Source organism: Aliiroseovarius sp. CAU 1755 (assembly GCF_054482655.1).
This window is the reverse complement of the sequence record NZ_JBTLRH010000003.1, coordinates 160,255-176,190: the sequence shown is the minus strand read 5'-3', so window position 1 is coordinate 176,190 and position 15,936 is coordinate 160,255. Positions and strand designations below refer to the sequence as shown.

Sequence of the window (15,936 nt, the reverse complement as noted above, 5' to 3'; positions counted from 1 at the left end):
TTTGGTAAGTTAAGCAGCGAGATCACGCTGCGAAGGGGGATAGATGATCGTCATCGAAGACGTTCACAAGCATTTTGGCGGCTTCCACGCGGTGGATGGCGCATCCATGCGGATCGAGGAACGCTCTATCACCGGGCTCATTGGTCCCAATGGCGCGGGCAAAACCACGCTGTTTAACGTGATTGCCGGTGTGCTTCAGCCGACATCAGGGCGCGTCACAATGGCGGGCGAAGACATTACCGGCCTTGCACCGCATGAACTGTTTCACAAAGGGCTTCTGCGCACCTTTCAGATTGCGCATGAGTTTGGCTCGATGACGTGTCGCGAGAACCTGATGATGGTGCCCGGCAACCAGACGGGTGAAAAACTTTGGGACACGTGGTTTGGCCGCAAGCGGATCGCGGACGAAGAACGCGCACTGCGCGCCCGCGCCGACGAAGTGCTTGAATTCCTGACCATTTCGCACATAGCTGACCTGCGCGCGGGTGAAATCTCGGGCGGGCAGAAAAAGCTGTTGGAGCTTGGCCGCACCATGATGGTCGACGCCAAAATCGTCTTTCTGGACGAGGTCGGCGCGGGCGTGAACCGCACTCTGCTCTATACCATCGCCGATGCCATCAAACGCCTGAACGAAGAACGCGGCTACACATTCGTGGTGATCGAACACGACATGGATTTCATCGAACGCCTTTGCGATCCTGTCATCTGCATGGCCGAGGGCAAAGTGCTGGCCGAAGGCACGCTGGCCGAGATCAAGGCAAACGAGCACGTGATCGAAGCTTATCTGGGCACAGGTCTGAAAAACAAGGAGATGGTGGGCGCATGAGCCAGAACCCCTATCAGTCCGAGCGCGGCAACAAAGACGCTTCGATCGTGAACCCCAAGGGTCAGGGCACGATGATCCCGGCCACCGGCACCAAGCATAAGATGCACACGGGCGACGCCTTTCTGATCGGCGACAGCATGACCGGTGGCTATGGCAAAAACGGACCCGACATTCTGCATGATTGCACCATCGCCGTCGAAAAAGGCGAAATCGCTGTGATCGTTGGCCCCAATGGCGCGGGGAAATCCACGGCGATGAAGGCGGTGTTTGGCATGCTGAACCTGCGCCAGGGCTCGGTGCGGTTGAATGGCGAGGATATCACCGAACTCAGCCCGCAGGCGCGGGTGGGCAAGGGCATGGGGTTTGTGCCGCAGACGCAAAACATCTTCACGTCGATGACGGTCGAAGAAAACCTCGAGATGGGTGCGTTTATCCGCCAGGACGATATCTCGAAAACGATGGCGCAGGTCTATGACCTGTTCCCGATCCTTCATGAGAAACGCAATCAGGCGGCGGGCGAGCTGTCGGGCGGGCAACGTCAACAGGTGGCCGTGGGCCGCGCCTTGATGACCAAGCCAACCGTCCTGATGCTGGACGAACCAACAGCCGGGGTCAGCCCCATCGTGATGGACGAGCTGTTTGACCGCATCATCGAGGTCGCGCGCACCGGGATCTCGATCCTGATGGTCGAACAAAACGCCCGCCAGGCGCTGGAAATCGCCGACAAGGGTTATGTGTTGGTGCAAGGCGCCAACGGACATACGGGCACGGGCAAGGAACTGCTGGCCAACCCCGAAGTGCGTCAAAGCTTTCTGGGGGGATGAGCATGTTGAAACCCACATATGCCGTCTTGCTGAGCTGTTTGGGCGCGGTGCCTGCCGCTGCGCAGACCTGCACCTTCACCACCGAATGTTACGAGGCCGAGCCCTGTCAGGACACCAGTTTTGCGCTGTCCGCCGCGTTGGACGAGGCGAAACTGATCACGGATTTCGGCGATCTTGTCGTCGTCGGTGTCAAATCCGAGGGCAGTCTGACCACGATTTTCGCCACCGGCGAGGGCGCTGAATACCTGTTGTCGCGCAACGCGGACGCCGCGCGCTTCACCACCCACGCCAATGAAGGCCCCGCTGCAATCACCTATATCGGCACCTGCGAGGGAGAGTTCTGATGGATTTCCTAAATGCCATTGTGGCGCTTTCCAACTTCGTGCTGATCCCCGCGATTGCCTATGGCAGCCAATTGGCGCTAGGGGCCTTGGGCGTCACCATGATCTACGGGATCTTGCGGTTTTCAAACTTCGCACATGGCGACAGCATGGCGTTTGGGGCCATGGTGACGATCCTGATCACGTGGTGGTTTCAATCCATGGGTGTCTCGATCGACCCCCTGCCCACCGCACTTCTGGCGCTGCCTTTCGGGATCGTGGCAACCTCGATGATGCTGCTGGCGACCGACCGGGTGGTCTATCGCTTCTATCGGCAGGTCAAAGCCAAACCGATCGTGTTCGTCATGGCCTCGATCGGGGTGATGTTCATCATGAACGGGATCGTACGTTTCATCATTGGCACCGACGACCAGCGGTTTGCCGATGGCGCCCGCTTCATCATCAGCGCGCGTAAATTCAAGGAACTGACCGGACTGGACGAGGGGTTGGCCTTCAAGACCAGTCAGGGGCTGACAATCATCACTGCGGTGATCGTCGTCGCCGCGCTGTTCTGGTTCCTCAACAAAACCCGCACGGGGAAATCCATGCGCGCCTTCTCTGACAACGAGGACCTGGCGCTTTTGTCGGGCATCAATCCGGAACGGGTGGTGATGATCACATGGATCATCGTCGCAGGCCTGATCACCATCGCGGGCGTGCTTTACGGGCTGGACAAAAGCTTCAAGCCCTTCACCTATTTCCAGCTTCTACTGCCGATCTTTGCCTCGGCTATTGTGGGTGGGCTGGGCAATCCGCTGGGCGCTATTGCCGGCGGCTTTGTGATCGCTTTTTCCGAGGTGACGGTGACCTATGCCTGGAAAAAAGTCGCGACCTACGTGTTGCCTGAAAGCTTAGAGCCATCCGGGTTGGTGCAGCTGATGTCCACCGACTATAAATTCGCGGTCAGCTTCGTCATCCTGATCGTCGTTCTGCTGTTCAAGCCCACCGGGCTTTTCAAGGGGCAATCGGTATGAGCCAGTCCATTCGCACGCCGCTGTTGTTCGCGCTGGTCGCGCTTTTGTTCATCCTGCAAGGTTCGACCGACTGGTGGATTTTTGCGGGCAGCTGGAACTCCTCTCTGTCCATTCTCAACATGGCGCTGATTTCGGCGATCATGGCGCTGGGCGTGAACCTGCAATGGGGTTATGCCGGGCTGTTCAATGTCGGGATCATGGGCTTCGTGGCCCTTGGCGGGCTGGCGACGGTATTGGTGTCGATGCCCGCAACACCCGGCACCTGGGCGGCAGGTGGCAATAGCATCATCGCCGGGTTGGCGCTGGGTGCGGCTACGATCATGCTTGTGGTATTGCAAAACAAGCGCATGGCACCGGGACGCACGCGCATATTGACCATGCTGGCGACGCTGGTTCTGAGTTTCGTCCTTTACCGCTGGGTGTTCGACGCAGGCGTTGTCGGGGTCGAGGCCGTGAACCCGGCGCAAACCGGCTATCTTGGCGGGTTGAACCCCGGCGGGCCGGACAATTATCGGGCGCATGGCTACATGACGGTTCTCGCCTGGCCGGTCGGCGGATTGCTTGCGGCGGGGGCTGCGTGGATCGTGGGCAAAACCGCTTTGGGTCTGCGGTCTGACTACCTTGCCATCGCGACGCTTGGCATCGCCGAGATCATCATCGCCGTATTGAAGAATGAAGACTGGATGGCGCGCGGCGTGAAGAACGTGATCGGCCTGCCCCGCCCCGTCCCTTACGAGATCGACCTGCAGCAAAGCGCCGAATTCGCCACGCGCGCCGAGGCATGGGGCACGGATATCACCACCGCATCGACCATCGCGGTGAAGCTGTCTTATTCCGCGCTGTTCACCGTGGTGCTTGTCGTGCTGATCATCTTGGCACAATTGTCGCTTAATTCGCCTTGGGGCCGCATGATGCGCGCCATCCGTGACAACGAGGTTGCAGCGCAGGCGATGGGCAAGGACGTGACCAAGCGGCACTTGCAGATCTTTGTGTTGGGGTCTGCATTGTGTGGGCTTGCGGGCGCGATGATGACCACACTTGATGGACAGTTGACGCCGGGCACCTATCAACCGCTGCGCTATACGTTTCTGATCTGGGTGATGGTGATCGTTGGCGGGTCGGGCAACAATCTGGGGTCCGTTCTGGGCGCCTTTGTGATCTGGTTTTTCTGGATACAGGTCGAGCCGATCGGCTATTGGCTGATGTCGGTCGTGACCTCTGGCATGGCGGACGGATCTGCGCTGAAGGCCCACCTGTTGGATTCGGCGGCACATATGCGGCTGTTCTCGATGGGGTTGATCCTTTTGCTGGTTCTGCGCTTCTCGCCACGAGGCTTGATCCCCGAGAAATAGCCTCGATGCCCCCCGCCCCCCATATCGCCATACTTGTGATGGCGGCAGGCCAGTCTCTGCGGATGGGATGTGACAAGCTTTTGCTGCGGCAAGCGACGGGCCAGACCCTGCTTGAGGATCGGATCAGCGTGGCAATCGCGACGGGTCACCCTGTCTATGTCGCGCTTGGCGATCATGCCCGCGACCGCCACCGCATCACCCGCGCCGCAGGGGCCAACCCGGTTCTGTGTGCCGATGCGGAATTGGGGATGGGGCATTGCATGGCGCAAGCCGTTGCGACACTTCCAGCCCGGCTTGACGCCATCTTGGTGCTTCTGGCCGACATGCCCGCCATCACCACCGAAGACATCAACAGAGTTTGTGCGTCCTTCGATGGCAAACACGTGATCCGCGGGGCAGAGCCTGATGGAACCGCGGGTCACCCGGTCCTGTTTCCAGCCCAAATGCGACCCCAATTGGAGGCGCTTTGCGGCGATACAGGCGCAAAAGAGGTGGTGAAAACATCGCCCGCGCGTCTGGTGCACTTGCCACGACGTCACGCCACGACAGATATTGATCGACAGACGGATTGGGACAGCTGGCAACAGGCACAAGGCCGTGCCAATGGCGACAGAGAGCCTTAGTCAAGCACGCGCTTTTTCAGTGATCAGCTAAACAGCACCAATGCCTCGCGGGCATTCAGAACCGGACGGTTGCGCACATACGAAGCCAGCCCATGTTCGGTTTCCAAGCGCGGCAGAACTGCGGTGATTTCCTTCGCGACACCCAGATCAGCCGACCGGATATGGGACATGTTCGGCATCAGGCTTTCGACCCAATCCTCTCCGCATTTGATCAGCTCGTAGGTCTCAAACAGCAGGTGCACGAAAACCGGGGTGACGGTATCGTCTTGCACGAAAAGCCCCGCATCAGCCAGAAAGCGCGCGGGGCAAAGAACTTCATTGGTGCCGAACAAAAGCTCGGTGCGGGGATGGCGGACCATCACCAGGTTGTCGGGCGACAGCAACGTCGTGCTAGGGGAGCCGTCAGTTTCAACGCGGCGCATTGGCAGATCGCTGTTGTCCCCTTGGCGCGACAGGCCCACCCAACGCAGGGTCGCGAATTTATCGCCGTAGATCTTGACCTGATCACCTTCGCGCAGATCGCGGGCCGCGACCTTGCCGCGCAACGTATCAATGCGGGAATTGGCCGAAATGCCGGAAGCCGCAATTGCGTTGCGGGCTTGCGACGGACGCAGCGGGGCGTGATCCACGCCGAAGGGCGCGAAACCCGCTTGTGAAAGCGAACTGGATTGTTCGGATTTCAGGTCACGAAAGCTCAACTCGATATACCTCAACACAGGCCAGATGGGTCTCTGGTCAGACCATCTCTATAGCCAATTCATGCCGAAATTATGAAGAAAAACTATCAAAATTGGTGAATTTTCTATCGTCAGTGGTATTTACAGCAAGCCGCTGGGCACGCCCTATCCGATTTTCACCCTAAAAGAGAGCCACTCTAGCGAATTTCAGTGAATGGGCGTGGCAGGTCTGTGGCAGGGGTGTGACGATTCTGTTTCAGACGCGGCTTTGCCCCCTAAAGCCGGTCCAGCGCGGTCATGATCTCGGCGCGCAATGGCTCTTGCGGCTCGCACCCGACCGATATCCGCACAAAACCTTCGGCCACATCGTCGCCCCAGCGTGCACGCCGTTCGGCCGAGCTGTGCACCCCTCCGAACGATGTCGCCGGCCGCAGATAGGCACACTGCGCGATAAACCGTTCTGCTGTTGCCTTGTCGGCCAGCGTGACCCCGATCAGAAACCCAAACCGACGCATCTGGCGGCGTGCCAGGTCATGGGACGGGTCCGAGGCAAGACCCGGAAAGCGCAAGGCGCGCACGGCTTTGTGGGATGACATATCCTGCGCCACGGCAAGGGCAGTCTGACACATCCGTTCAAAACGGACCTCAAGCGTTTCCAGCCCGCGATGCAACAGCCAAGCCGCATGCGGGGCAGGAATGCTGCCCGACATCTTGCGCCAGTCCAGCACCGCGGCGCGCAAGGCCTCGTCACGCGTGGCAACGTGGCCCATCAGCATGTCGGAATGCCCGCCGGGCGCCTTCGTGTCTGACGCCACGACCATGTCCGCGCCCAGATCCAGCGGGCGCTGTCCAAACGGCGTCATTGTCGTGTTGTCCACGACTGTCACCCCGCCCATGGCACGCACCTCTGCCGTGATGGCGGCGATATCGCACAGATCAAGGCCGGGGTTTGACGGGCTTTCGATGAACACGACATCAATGCCGTTGAAACCGCCCGTGGCAAAGTCACAGGTCGGACGCTGGATCACGGTCACGCCAAGTTGGGACAAAAACCGCTCTGACAGGCTGCGCGTGACGTAATAGCCATCCGACGGGATCAACAAAGTCTGGCGGGTTTTCAGCGTCGCAAACAACGCCGCGGAAATCGCCGCCATACCGGATGGAAATGCCACGCAAGGCGCGTCTTCCAGAACCGACAAGGCATGCTCAAGCGCCTCCCATGTCGGGTTGTCCACGCGCCCGTAGCTGGCCGCGCCATCCGGGTCACCCGGCAGGTGGAACATCGAACTTGAGACAAGCGGCAACGCCACCGGTTCCCCTTTTGACAGCCCCTGCCCCCGAAGGTGCAGCAGATCGGCGGCGCGTTTGCTGGGTGGGTGATCCGTCATGGCAGGCTCCTGCGTCGCTCCGCGCGGACACGTGCCTGTTGCGGCATCGGTCTGATCGGATATCGGATGGTGCCCAAGGAGAGACTCGAACTCTCACGCCCGTGAAGGCGGGGGATTTTGAATCCCCTGCGTCTACCATTCCGCCACTTGGGCACTGGGTTGGAATTACCCAAGCGCCGGGGCAAGGTCAACGAAGTTTTTGCCCCGCCCCGCACGAATTTGCATGTTCTAGAACATGACCCCGACCAGCCAAAGCGTGATGCCCGGAAAGGCGACCAGAACCACGACGCGGATCAGGTCTGACAGCACGAACGGCGCCACACCACGATAGGTCGCCGACATCGGAATATCGCGCGCCATCGAGTTGATGATGAACAGGTTCATACCCACCGGCGGCGTGATCAATCCGACCTCGACCACGATCAGGGCGAGGATGCCAAACCAGATGCCTGCCTCTTCCGGGGTCAGTCCGAAATCGAGCACCTCGATGATCGGATAGAAGATCGGAATGGTCAGCAGGATCATCGACAGGCTGTCCATGACACAGCCGAAGATCAGATAGGCGACCAGCATCAAAGCCAGCACCATCAGCGGCGCATAGCCCTGTGCGGTGACCCACTCGGCCAGCATTTGCGGCGCTTGTGTGAAAGCCAGGAACGAGTTGAAAATCTGCGCGCCCAGCACGATGAAGAAGATCATCGCCGTGGACTGCGCGGTCGACAGGATGCTGTCCAGAAAGCCTTTCCAGTTCAGCCCGCCCGTCATGATGCCATAAAGGCCGGTTGCGACAGCGCCCACTGCGGCGCCTTCGGTCGGGGTAAACAACGCCTGAACGCCAACTTTGGACCAGTTCCAGTCCCCCGCGATGCCGCCCATCACCAGCCCGAAAATGACCACCACCGGCCAGATGGACAGAAGCGTCCTGAACCGGTGCGCATAAGACACCCGTTCGGCAGTCGTCGCGCTGTCGGGATTGATGCGCACCATGACCGCCACGGTCAGCATATAGCCGAGGGCGGCCAGAATGCCGGGGATAAGGGCTGCGATGAACATTTTCACAATGTTTTGTTCGGTCAAGATCGCATAGATCACCAAAATGACCGAAGGCGGGATCAGGATGCCCAGCGTCCCACCCGCGGCCAGAACACCGGTGGACAAAGCGTCGGAATAGCCGCGTTTGCGCATTTCCGGCAAGGCCACTTGCCCCATGGTCGAGGCCGTCGCCAGCGACGATCCACAGACCGCGCCAAAGCCCGCGCAAGCGCCGACGGCGGCCATCGCGACACCACCCTTGCGGTGCCCCAACCAGTCGGAGGCCGCCTCGAACAAGGCCCCAGACATACCTGACTTGGTGGCAAACTGCCCCATCAGCAAAAACAGCGGCACAATCGACAGCGAATAGCTGGAGAACGTGTCATAAGACAGCGTCTTAAGCTGGCTCAATGTGACTGCGGGTTTGCCCATCATATACCAGATGCCGAAAAATCCGGTCAGCCCCATCGCCAACCCAATGGGCAGGCGCAGGAAGATGGCCAGCAACATCAGGGCAAAGGCGACCAGCGCCAGTTCAATGCCGGTCATACCCGTTGCTCCTTGCCATCAAGAACCCAGTTGAAGGACCGCCAGACCGTAAAGGCTGCCACGATCAGAAAGAAAGCAGCGCCAATCACGCACAAGCCGAACGGGATCCACAGCGGGATCTCAAGCTCATAGGTGCTTTCAGGAAAGAAAGGTTTGGACCCCATGCCGAACACGCTGCGCAACCCGTCCGAGCCGAACGGGAATTTTTCGCCAAATCCCAGCCACAGCCGCCACAGGATGATGAACGCCGCGCCGGTCAGGAACACATCCCCGATCAGACCCAGAACGGCCTGCATGCGGTCCGACAGTTTGGAAATAAAGATGTCCACCGTCACATGGCCACGTTTCAGCTGGCACCACGGCATGAAGGCAAACACGGCCACCGCGCACCCCATTTCGACGATTTCATAGTCGCCTTTGATCGGGCTTAACCCGAAGCCGGACAGTGATCGACCGACAATCGAAAGGACCGTGGTCAACGCGATCCCAACCAGAATGGCCCCGCCTGAATACGCCATCCAACGGCTGCTGACCTCCATCAGTCGACCGATGCGGACTTGTGCTGATTTTGCGACTGCCACCGCGTGTCCCCTGCCAATTTGGTAAATGTGAGTGTGAAGCCCGACCCGCACGCCTGAGTGCGTCAGGCAAACGGGCGCAAAATCGCTTCGGGTCAGCCGGGGCCGCCCGAAGCGATCATCGCAACCCGATCAGTTGTCGGCGTATTTCGCAACCAGCGCCTTGGCGTCGGCAACCATACCTTCACCGTCAAGACCCTTCGAGGTCATATCAGCCGCCCAAGCCGCGGTCTGCGCCTCGCCGATCACCTTGATTTCATCGACCAACGCCGGATCAAGCTCGTGGATCTTGTTATCGGTGCCAGCCACGATCTCGCGTCCGATTACATCGCCCTTGTCGAACGACGCACCCGCCCAGCCCGAGGTTTCTAGCCCCGAATTGGCGTCGATAACGGCTTTCAGGTCATCGGGCAAATTGTTGTAGGTGTCATTGTTCATCGCCCAGATGAAGAACGTGTTGTAAAGCGACCGGTCGCCCGAGATTTCGGTGTGGCTGTCGGCCAGTTCATGCACCTTCAGCGGCGGCACGATTTCCCACGGGATGACGCCGCCTTCGACCACGCCTTTCGACAGGGCTTCGGGGAAGGTCGGCAAGGGCATACCGACCGGTGTCGCGCCCAGTGTTTCAAACAGGGCGTTGGCCTGACGGGACGGTCCGCGCAGTTTCAATCCGTCGAAGTCTGCCAGAGCCATCACAGGCTCGCCCTTCTTGTGGATCACACCGGGGCCGTGCACATGGACCGCCAGAAGGTGAACATCTGCCATCCGTTCCTGCATGTATTTCTGGGTAAACTCCCACGCGGCTTTCGAAGAGGCTTCGGCATTGCGGCCTGTCATGAAGGGCAGTTCGAACGCTTCAGCTTCAGGGAAGCGACCCGGCGTATAAGCCGGCAGCGCCCAGCCACAGTCGATCACGCCATCGCGGATCTGGTCATACAGCGCCTGTGGTTTGCCGCCCAGTTGCATCGCCGGATACAGTTCGACCTTGATGCGCCCTTCGCTTTCTTTTTCGATTTTTTCAGCCCAAGGGGTCATGAAATACAGCGGGGTCGAGCCTTTGGGTGGCAAGAAGTGTTGGCACCGCAGCGTGACCTCTTGCGCAAAGCTGGCCCCGGCTGTCAGCCCCAAGGCAACAGCGCCCGCAAAAGCAGTTTTCATGGTGTATTTCATTTCGCTTCCTCCCAAAGTCGCGATCTTTGACCGTTTCGTCACCGGTGGCTCCTCCGCCCGGTGCGTGGACTGATAAGAGCAGGCTCTGCCGTTTCACGCAAGCTTTTTAGACCGCTTGGTCGGTTTTGTTAGGCCCTGCTGCTGTGCAAGTGGTAGTCAAACTTCATTGCAAAAACAACAACCTTGAATTTGTTCATCTATTTGACCTACTTACCACGTTAAGCAATCGACTGAGACCTGTATCTGCAGCGTCTGCTGCGACAATCTTTCGAGCCAGAAGCCGAGAATCAGGCACCGTTAGAGCGCTTCGGCCGAGAACGTGTCACAGCTGCGCATGTCGCCCGTTTCATATCCTCGTACAAACCACGCCTGACGTTGGGCGGATGTGCCATGGGTGAAGGTATGCGGCATTGGCACCCGTCCGGCATTGCGCTGCAAGGTGTCGTCGCCAATCTGGCGCGCGGCATTCATCGCTTCGGCAATATCGCCGCGCTCCAACGTGCCAAAGCGCGCTTGCACTTCGCGCGCCCAGATGCCGGAGTAGCAGTCGGCTTGCAGCTCGATCCGGACCGAAATGGCGTTCGCCTCGGCGTCACTGACCTGCGCGCGGATCGCATTTGCCTGCCCCAAAATGCCAAGTTCGTCCTGCACATGGTGCGCGACCTCGTGGGCCACCACATAGGCTGCTGCAAAATCGCCACGCGCGCCAAGCTGGCGTGACAATGTGGTGAAAAAGCTGGTGTCCAGATACACTTTGTTATCGCCGGGGCAATAGAACGGGCCGGTCGCCCCCGAGGCGCCTCCGCAAGGGCTTTGTGTCACGCCTTTATACAAGACAAGCGTCACCGGGTTGTAGGCCTGCCCCACTTGCGTTCGGAAAAGATCGTCCCAGACATCTTCGGTATCCGCCAGAGTGACAGAGACAAATTCACCCGCCTGCTTGTCGGCTTCGGTGATTTCACCCCCGCCGCCACCGCCGCCGATGGCACCTCCATCTTGCAAGAACGGTGTCACATCGACCCCAAGGAAATACCCGATTGCCAACACGGCCAACAGCCCAAGACCACCCACCTGCGCCTTGCCACCAGCGCGCCGACGGTCCTCGATATTGCGACTTCCCCGCCGTCCCTGCCACTTCATCTTGTTCTCCAGCACTCGTAATTTGCACGGGGCCATCCCGTGTCATCCAGACCTGTGCAGTTTAACGGCCAACCCCCACGCATCAAGCCATGATCTTGCAGCTCACTCTTGACGCGGCAGGGCCCGCATGGTTCGTGAGGCAAAAACAAGAGGCACGCAGATGATCAGGCGTCTTTACGATTGGACCATGGGGTTGGCTGACACCCGCCACGCGCTTTGGGCGTTGGCGTTGGTGGCGTTTGTGGAAAGCTCGGTCTTTCCGATCCCGCCGGATGTCTTGATGATCCCGATGATCATTGCCCGCCCGTCGCGCGCCTTCGTTATCGCCACGGTCGCGCTGGTCGCGTCTGTCATCGGCGGGGCTTTTGGCTATTTCATCGGTTGGGGCCTGTTCGAAAGCGTCGGCCAACCTGTGTTGGAGTTCTACGGCAAGACCGACGAGTTCGGCCATTTCGCTGACACCTATAACAAGTGGGGTGCCTGGGCGGTGCTGATTGCCGGCGTGACCCCCTTCCCCTATAAGGTCATCACCATCCTGTCGGGGTCCACGGGGCTAAACTTTGGTGTCTTCATGGTGGCCAGCGTGATCGCGCGTGGCCTTCGTTTCTTCGTCGTTGCCACCCTGTTGTGGAAGTTCGGCGCGCCGATCCGCGACTTTATCGAACGTCGCCTTGGCCTGATGTTCATCCTGTTCGTCGTGATCCTGCTCGGCGGCTTTTACATGGTGAAATACCTATGAGCTATCTTGACCGCCTCACCGCAAACCAATGGATCGCCATTGCCGCTGCGTCGTCTGCGCTGATGCTGGCTGGCGCATTTGTCTTTCAGGCGCTGGGCTATGCGCCTTGCGAGATGTGCCTGTGGCAGCGCTGGCCCCATGCCGCCGCCGTCCTGATTGGCGGTGTCGCGTTGGGTTTTCGTCAGAAAGCGCTGGCATGGCTGGGCGCATTGGCGGCTGCGACGACATCCGCAATCGGCTTTTTCCATTCCGGCGTTGAACGCAAACTGTGGGACGGTCCGAGTTCCTGCACCGGCGGCGGTGTCGCGGACCTGTCGGTCGACGATCTTCTGGCGCAAATCAACGACGCCCCGCTGATCCGCTGCGATGAAATCCCGTGGGAGATGTTTGGCGTCACCATGGCCAACCTGAACGCGGTCGGATCGCTGGGTCTGGCCGTCATCTGGGTTGTGGCAGCCACTCGAAAGGGTTGATCAGTCCTGTTTGCCGCGCAGAAGCTGGCGCAAAATACCGTGGAAAATCTGCACATCCGCGCGTGTCATCGGCATGCGGCTCCACATATTGCGCAGCGCAGTTTTCATCACGGGGGCTTTGGTCGGCGGGTAAAAGAACCCAGCCTCGTCCAGCCGCGCCTCGTAATGCTCGGCCAGTTTTTCGACCTCGATCGCCTGCGCGCGCTCGGACCCGGCCCACTCCATCACCTCATGCTGAACCTCGGTGGTCTGTCGTCGCCACTCGTAAGCCGTCAGCAGCACACATTGCGCAAGGTTCAGTGACGCAAATTCCGGGTTCACCGGGACCGAGATTGTCGCGTTGGCGCGCGCGACCTCGTCATTCTCAAGCCCTGTCCGCTCTGGCCCAAACAGGATCGCGACTTTCTTGCCCGCCGCCCGCATTGCGCGTGCCTCGGCCATCGCACGTTCGGGGCTGAGGATCGGTTTTGCCAGATCACGCGAGCGCGCCGTGGTGGCATAGACGTAATCGCAATCGCCGATCCCGTCCGCGAGCGTGTCATAGACCCCGGCGGCGTCCAGCACCCGCCCTGCCCCAGACGCCATGGCCACCGCCGATGGGTTCGGCCAGCCATCGCGGGGCGCGATGATCCGCATCCGTTCCAGCCCGAAATTCAGCATCGCGCGCGCGGCCGCCCCGATGTTTTCGCCCATCTGCGGACGCACCAGCACGATTTCAGGCTGAGGTCCCAGATTGTCCGTCATTTGATCCGCCACCGCCGATCCTTCCTTTTGGTTGGCCGCGTGATACGCTGGCATTCGGCCCAGAGCAAGCATGCGTGGCGCGCTGGTCTGAATCACTTGCATTGGCGCAAGAGCCGTCTATGAAGCTGCAAGCACCAGACGAAAAGGACCGCAAGATGGCCGATACCGACATGGAACTTCCCCAGCTTTATCTGGTGACACCGCCCGAATTAGAACTGTCGCTGTTTCCCGACCAGTTGGCCCGCGTGCTGGATGCTCACGACACGGCCTGCCTGCGCCTGTCGCTGGCAACAAAGGACGAAGACCGCATCATGCGCGCCGCCGACACGTGCCGCGAGGTTGCCCATGCCCGCGACGTGCCGATTGTGATCGCCGAGCACGCTTTGATGGTTGAACGTCTGGGCTTGGACGGTGTGCATCTGGGCGACGGCGCGCGTCGGGTGCGCAAGACCCGCGATGATCTGGGCAATGACGCCATTGTCGGTGCGTTTTGCAACGCCTCGCGCCATGACGGCATGACAGCGGGCGAAGCGGGCGCGGATTACGTCAGTTTTGGTCCGGCGGGATCGACAGGGCTGGGCGACGGCACCCAAGCCGAGGCCGATTTGTTCGACTGGTGGTCAAAAATGATCGAGGTGCCGGTGGTGGCCGAAGGTGCGCTGACCGAAGACATCATTCGCACCCTGACCCCGTTCACCGATTTCTTCGCCATCGGGGAAGAGATCTGGCGCACCGATGATCCTTCGGCAACGCTGGCCCGCTTGCTGGGGGCGATGACCCGTTAAGACGCCTCGACGTTCAAATCGCCCAGCCCACCCCGCACCACAGTCTCGCAATAGGCGGCCAGGTCCTTGCGGCTGGCAAAGTCCGACACTTTGACCGGTGTGTGATAGACCAGCTCGACCCGGCCCTGTTTGCGCGCGGCAAGGGTTTGCACCAGATGCGGCACGAAATCCATATCGCCCCACCAGCCATAAAAGCGCGGGTCTTCCGTGTCGGGCGCGATATAGCGCACAGTCACGGGCTGCACCCACATGAAATCACGCAACTCCGGCGTGAAGAACGCTGCGAAAAGCGTTGACTTAAAGGGTAAAACGCGGCGTGAGTCGCTGGACGTGCCCTCGGGAAAGAACAGCAGCTTGTGGCCCGCCGACAGACGTTCGCGAAAGACCTCGATCTGGCGGGTCGCCTCGCGCCGGTCGCGGTTGATGAACACAGTGCCCGTCGCGCGCGCCAGCCAGCCGATCCCCGGCCAGTTCGCCACCTCGGATTTCGAAACGAAATAGACGCGTTTCTTGGCATTCAGCGTGAAGATGTCCAACCACCCCGCATGATTGGCCACGACGGCCCCCTTTTCGCGCATCGGCGTTCCGATGGGTTTAAACGGGATGCCAAGGGTCACGAACGCCATACGGCAAACGAATTGCGTGATATGGGGCGTGACCGGGCGTTTGATGCCGCAAAAGGGACGCTCTATCAGCCGGACGAGCAACAGCACCACAAGCCCGCCAAAAACAAGCAGCGCCAAGGGAACGCCGCGCGCGACAATGCGCACCCAATCCATGCCGGTCGGATGGAAGCTGTGCGGCTCTGGCTCGCCATGCCACAGGGCGGTCATGGGCGGGGCTTTCCGGTGTAGAATGCCGTGTGCTTCGCGCTCATCTGTTCGGTGTCCATGATCAGGCATACATCCGTGGTGTTGAAATCATGGTCAATATACGCGCCCTCGCCCACGAAACCACCCAGCCTAAGATATGCTTTGATCAATGACGGCACCGCGCGCATGGCGGCGGGCCGGTCGATCTGGTCCTCTGCCATCAGGTTCATGGTTTGAAACTGCGCGGGCTGTGCCCTCACGCGCAGGCCTTCCGGCGCCAGATGTCGGTGATGCAGCAGTGACAGCGGGGCCTTGAGCAGGTCGATATCGGTGCCGTGAAACGAGGCAACGCCGAAAAGCACCTCGATCTTGTGCTCCGCCACGTAGTCTGCCAACCCGCCCCACAACACCACCATGGCGCTGCCACCGCGATAGTCGGGGTGCAGGCAGGATCGGCCCAGTTCCAGAAGGTTGCGACCAGAGTTCTTTAGAACGCTCAGATCATATTCGTCCTCAGAATAAAACCGGTTCAACGCGCCGGGTGTGTCAGACAGGCGTGCGCCGCGCAACAGACGATAAACCCCTACAGCAGGCGTCCCAGGTCGAGCGCGATCAAACAGGATCAGATGATCGAAATAGGGATCAAACGCATCGCGTTCCAGGCGCGCATCGTGATCCACCAAATCGCCGCTACCGCCAAGTTCGTCCACAAAAACGTCATATCGCAGGCGCTGCGCCGCGATCAGATCGGCCTCGTCTTGGGCCAGGCGAAGGACAAAATCAGGCTGGGGCATCGGTTTTAACGTTTTGCTAACCTTGCTGGGCTTCTATGGCGACTGGTCCGGGTTTGCAACTGGGCCGAATACCATC

18 protein-coding genes and 1 tRNA gene are annotated in these 15,936 nt (G+C 59.9%); 9 read left to right on the top strand and 10 right to left on the bottom strand.

All coding sequences use genetic code 11. The annotated features are described in order from the left end of the window. Window positions 1-43 precede the first annotated feature (43 nt). The 6 genes from ACXYMP_RS12810 to ACXYMP_RS12785 are packed head-to-tail and all read left to right on the top strand — an operon-like array spanning window position 44 to window position 4,979. Window positions 44-826 carry an ABC transporter ATP-binding protein gene (locus ACXYMP_RS12810; protein WP_298570957.1) on the top strand — a complete coding sequence of 261 codons (783 nt, stop codon included), beginning with the start codon at window positions 44-46 and terminating at the stop codon, window positions 824-826. Then, window positions 823-1,650: an ABC transporter ATP-binding protein gene (locus ACXYMP_RS12805; protein ID WP_458906777.1), complete on the top strand. Its 828-nt coding sequence runs from the start codon at window positions 823-825 to the stop codon at window positions 1,648-1,650. Before ACXYMP_RS12810 ends, ACXYMP_RS12805 begins: the two co-directional genes overlap by 4 nt. A 2-nt stretch (window positions 1,651-1,652) precedes the next feature. After that, window positions 1,653-1,994, top strand: a complete 342-nt coding sequence (locus ACXYMP_RS12800) for a hypothetical protein (protein ID WP_298570961.1) — start codon at window positions 1,653-1,655, stop codon at window positions 1,992-1,994. Next, window positions 1,994-3,004 carry a branched-chain amino acid ABC transporter permease gene (locus tag ACXYMP_RS12795; protein WP_458906775.1) on the top strand — a complete coding sequence of 337 codons (1,011 nt, stop codon included), beginning with the start codon at window positions 1,994-1,996 and terminating at the stop codon, window positions 3,002-3,004. The genes ACXYMP_RS12800 and ACXYMP_RS12795 overlap by 1 nt, the downstream gene beginning before the upstream one ends. Continuing rightward, window positions 3,001-4,356 carry a branched-chain amino acid ABC transporter permease gene (locus ACXYMP_RS12790; protein ID WP_458906772.1) on the top strand — a complete coding sequence of 452 codons (1,356 nt, stop codon included), beginning with the start codon at window positions 3,001-3,003 and terminating at the stop codon, window positions 4,354-4,356. Before ACXYMP_RS12795 ends, ACXYMP_RS12790 begins: the two co-directional genes overlap by 4 nt. A gap of 5 nt (window positions 4,357-4,361) precedes the next feature. Continuing rightward, window positions 4,362-4,979: a nucleotidyltransferase family protein gene (locus ACXYMP_RS12785; protein WP_458906770.1), complete on the top strand. Its 618-nt coding sequence runs from the start codon at window positions 4,362-4,364 to the stop codon at window positions 4,977-4,979. Window positions 4,980-5,002: 23 nt separating this feature from the next. On the opposite strand, the gene ACXYMP_RS12780 is transcribed toward ACXYMP_RS12785, so the two are convergent. The 7 genes from ACXYMP_RS12780 to ypfJ all read right to left on the bottom strand — a co-directional run bounded on the left by ACXYMP_RS12780 (window position 5,003) and on the right by ypfJ (window position 11,513). After that, a complete protein-coding gene (locus ACXYMP_RS12780) occupies window positions 5,003-5,677 on the bottom strand; it encodes a Hint domain-containing protein (protein ID WP_458906768.1) in 675 nt (224 codons plus the stop codon). 254 nt (window positions 5,678-5,931) lie between these two features. Next, window positions 5,932-7,044 carry a cystathionine gamma-lyase gene (locus tag ACXYMP_RS12775; protein ID WP_298570970.1) on the bottom strand — a complete coding sequence of 371 codons (1,113 nt, stop codon included), beginning with the start codon at window positions 7,042-7,044 and terminating at the stop codon, window positions 5,932-5,934. A 67-nt stretch (window positions 7,045-7,111) separates the two neighbouring features. Next, window positions 7,112-7,197, bottom strand: a tRNA-Leu gene (locus ACXYMP_RS12770). Between the two features lie 75 nt (window positions 7,198-7,272). Beyond that, window positions 7,273-8,625 carry a TRAP transporter large permease gene (locus ACXYMP_RS12765; protein ID WP_248364998.1) on the bottom strand — a complete coding sequence of 451 codons (1,353 nt, stop codon included), beginning with the start codon at window positions 8,623-8,625 and terminating at the stop codon, window positions 7,273-7,275. Continuing rightward, the gene (locus tag ACXYMP_RS12760; RefSeq protein ID WP_248364999.1) at window positions 8,622-9,206 is read right to left on the bottom strand and encodes a TRAP transporter small permease; all 585 of its coding nucleotides are present in this window, start codon (window positions 9,204-9,206) and stop codon (window positions 8,622-8,624) included. Before ACXYMP_RS12760 ends, ACXYMP_RS12765 begins: the two co-directional genes overlap by 4 nt. A gap of 129 nt (window positions 9,207-9,335) precedes the next feature. After that, window positions 9,336-10,373 (bottom strand): TRAP transporter substrate-binding protein, encoded by a 1,038-nt coding sequence (locus tag ACXYMP_RS12755; RefSeq protein ID WP_458906765.1) that lies wholly within the window; start codon window positions 10,371-10,373, stop codon window positions 9,336-9,338. Window positions 10,374-10,670: 297 nt separating this feature from the next. Beyond that, entirely contained in the window at window positions 10,671-11,513 is an 843-nt protein-coding gene (ypfJ, locus tag ACXYMP_RS12750) for a KPN_02809 family neutral zinc metallopeptidase (protein WP_298570976.1), read from the bottom strand. Between the two features lie 160 nt (window positions 11,514-11,673). On the opposite strand from ypfJ, the gene ACXYMP_RS12745 reads away from it, so the two are divergent. Then, window positions 11,674-12,252, top strand: coding sequence for a YqaA family protein (locus ACXYMP_RS12745; protein WP_298570977.1), 579 nt, complete (start codon window positions 11,674-11,676; stop codon window positions 12,250-12,252). Next, a complete protein-coding gene (locus ACXYMP_RS12740; protein ID WP_458906762.1) occupies window positions 12,249-12,725 on the top strand; it encodes a disulfide bond formation protein B in 477 nt (158 codons plus the stop codon). Before ACXYMP_RS12745 ends, ACXYMP_RS12740 begins: the two co-directional genes overlap by 4 nt. Here ACXYMP_RS12740 and ACXYMP_RS12735 read toward each other — a convergent pair whose 3' ends face one another. Further along, the gene (locus ACXYMP_RS12735; RefSeq protein WP_458907348.1) at window positions 12,726-13,457 is read right to left on the bottom strand and encodes an RNA methyltransferase; all 732 of its coding nucleotides are present in this window, start codon (window positions 13,455-13,457) and stop codon (window positions 12,726-12,728) included. A 131-nt stretch (window positions 13,458-13,588) separates the two neighbouring features. On the opposite strand from ACXYMP_RS12735, the gene ACXYMP_RS12730 reads away from it, so the two are divergent. Next, window positions 13,589-14,254 carry a thiamine phosphate synthase gene (locus ACXYMP_RS12730; protein WP_458906760.1) on the top strand — a complete coding sequence of 222 codons (666 nt, stop codon included), beginning with the start codon at window positions 13,589-13,591 and terminating at the stop codon, window positions 14,252-14,254. Here ACXYMP_RS12730 and olsA read toward each other — a convergent pair. Further along, window positions 14,251-15,087 carry a lyso-ornithine lipid O-acyltransferase gene (olsA, locus tag ACXYMP_RS12725; RefSeq protein WP_458906758.1) on the bottom strand — a complete coding sequence of 279 codons (837 nt, stop codon included), beginning with the start codon at window positions 15,085-15,087 and terminating at the stop codon, window positions 14,251-14,253. The genes ACXYMP_RS12730 and olsA overlap by 4 nt on opposite strands. Next, on the bottom strand, window positions 15,084-15,860 hold the full coding sequence (gene olsB / locus ACXYMP_RS12720) for an L-ornithine N(alpha)-acyltransferase (protein ID WP_248365007.1): 777 nt from the start codon (window positions 15,858-15,860) through the stop codon (window positions 15,084-15,086). Before olsB ends, olsA begins: the two co-directional genes overlap by 4 nt. Window positions 15,861-15,936: the final 76 nt, after the last annotated feature.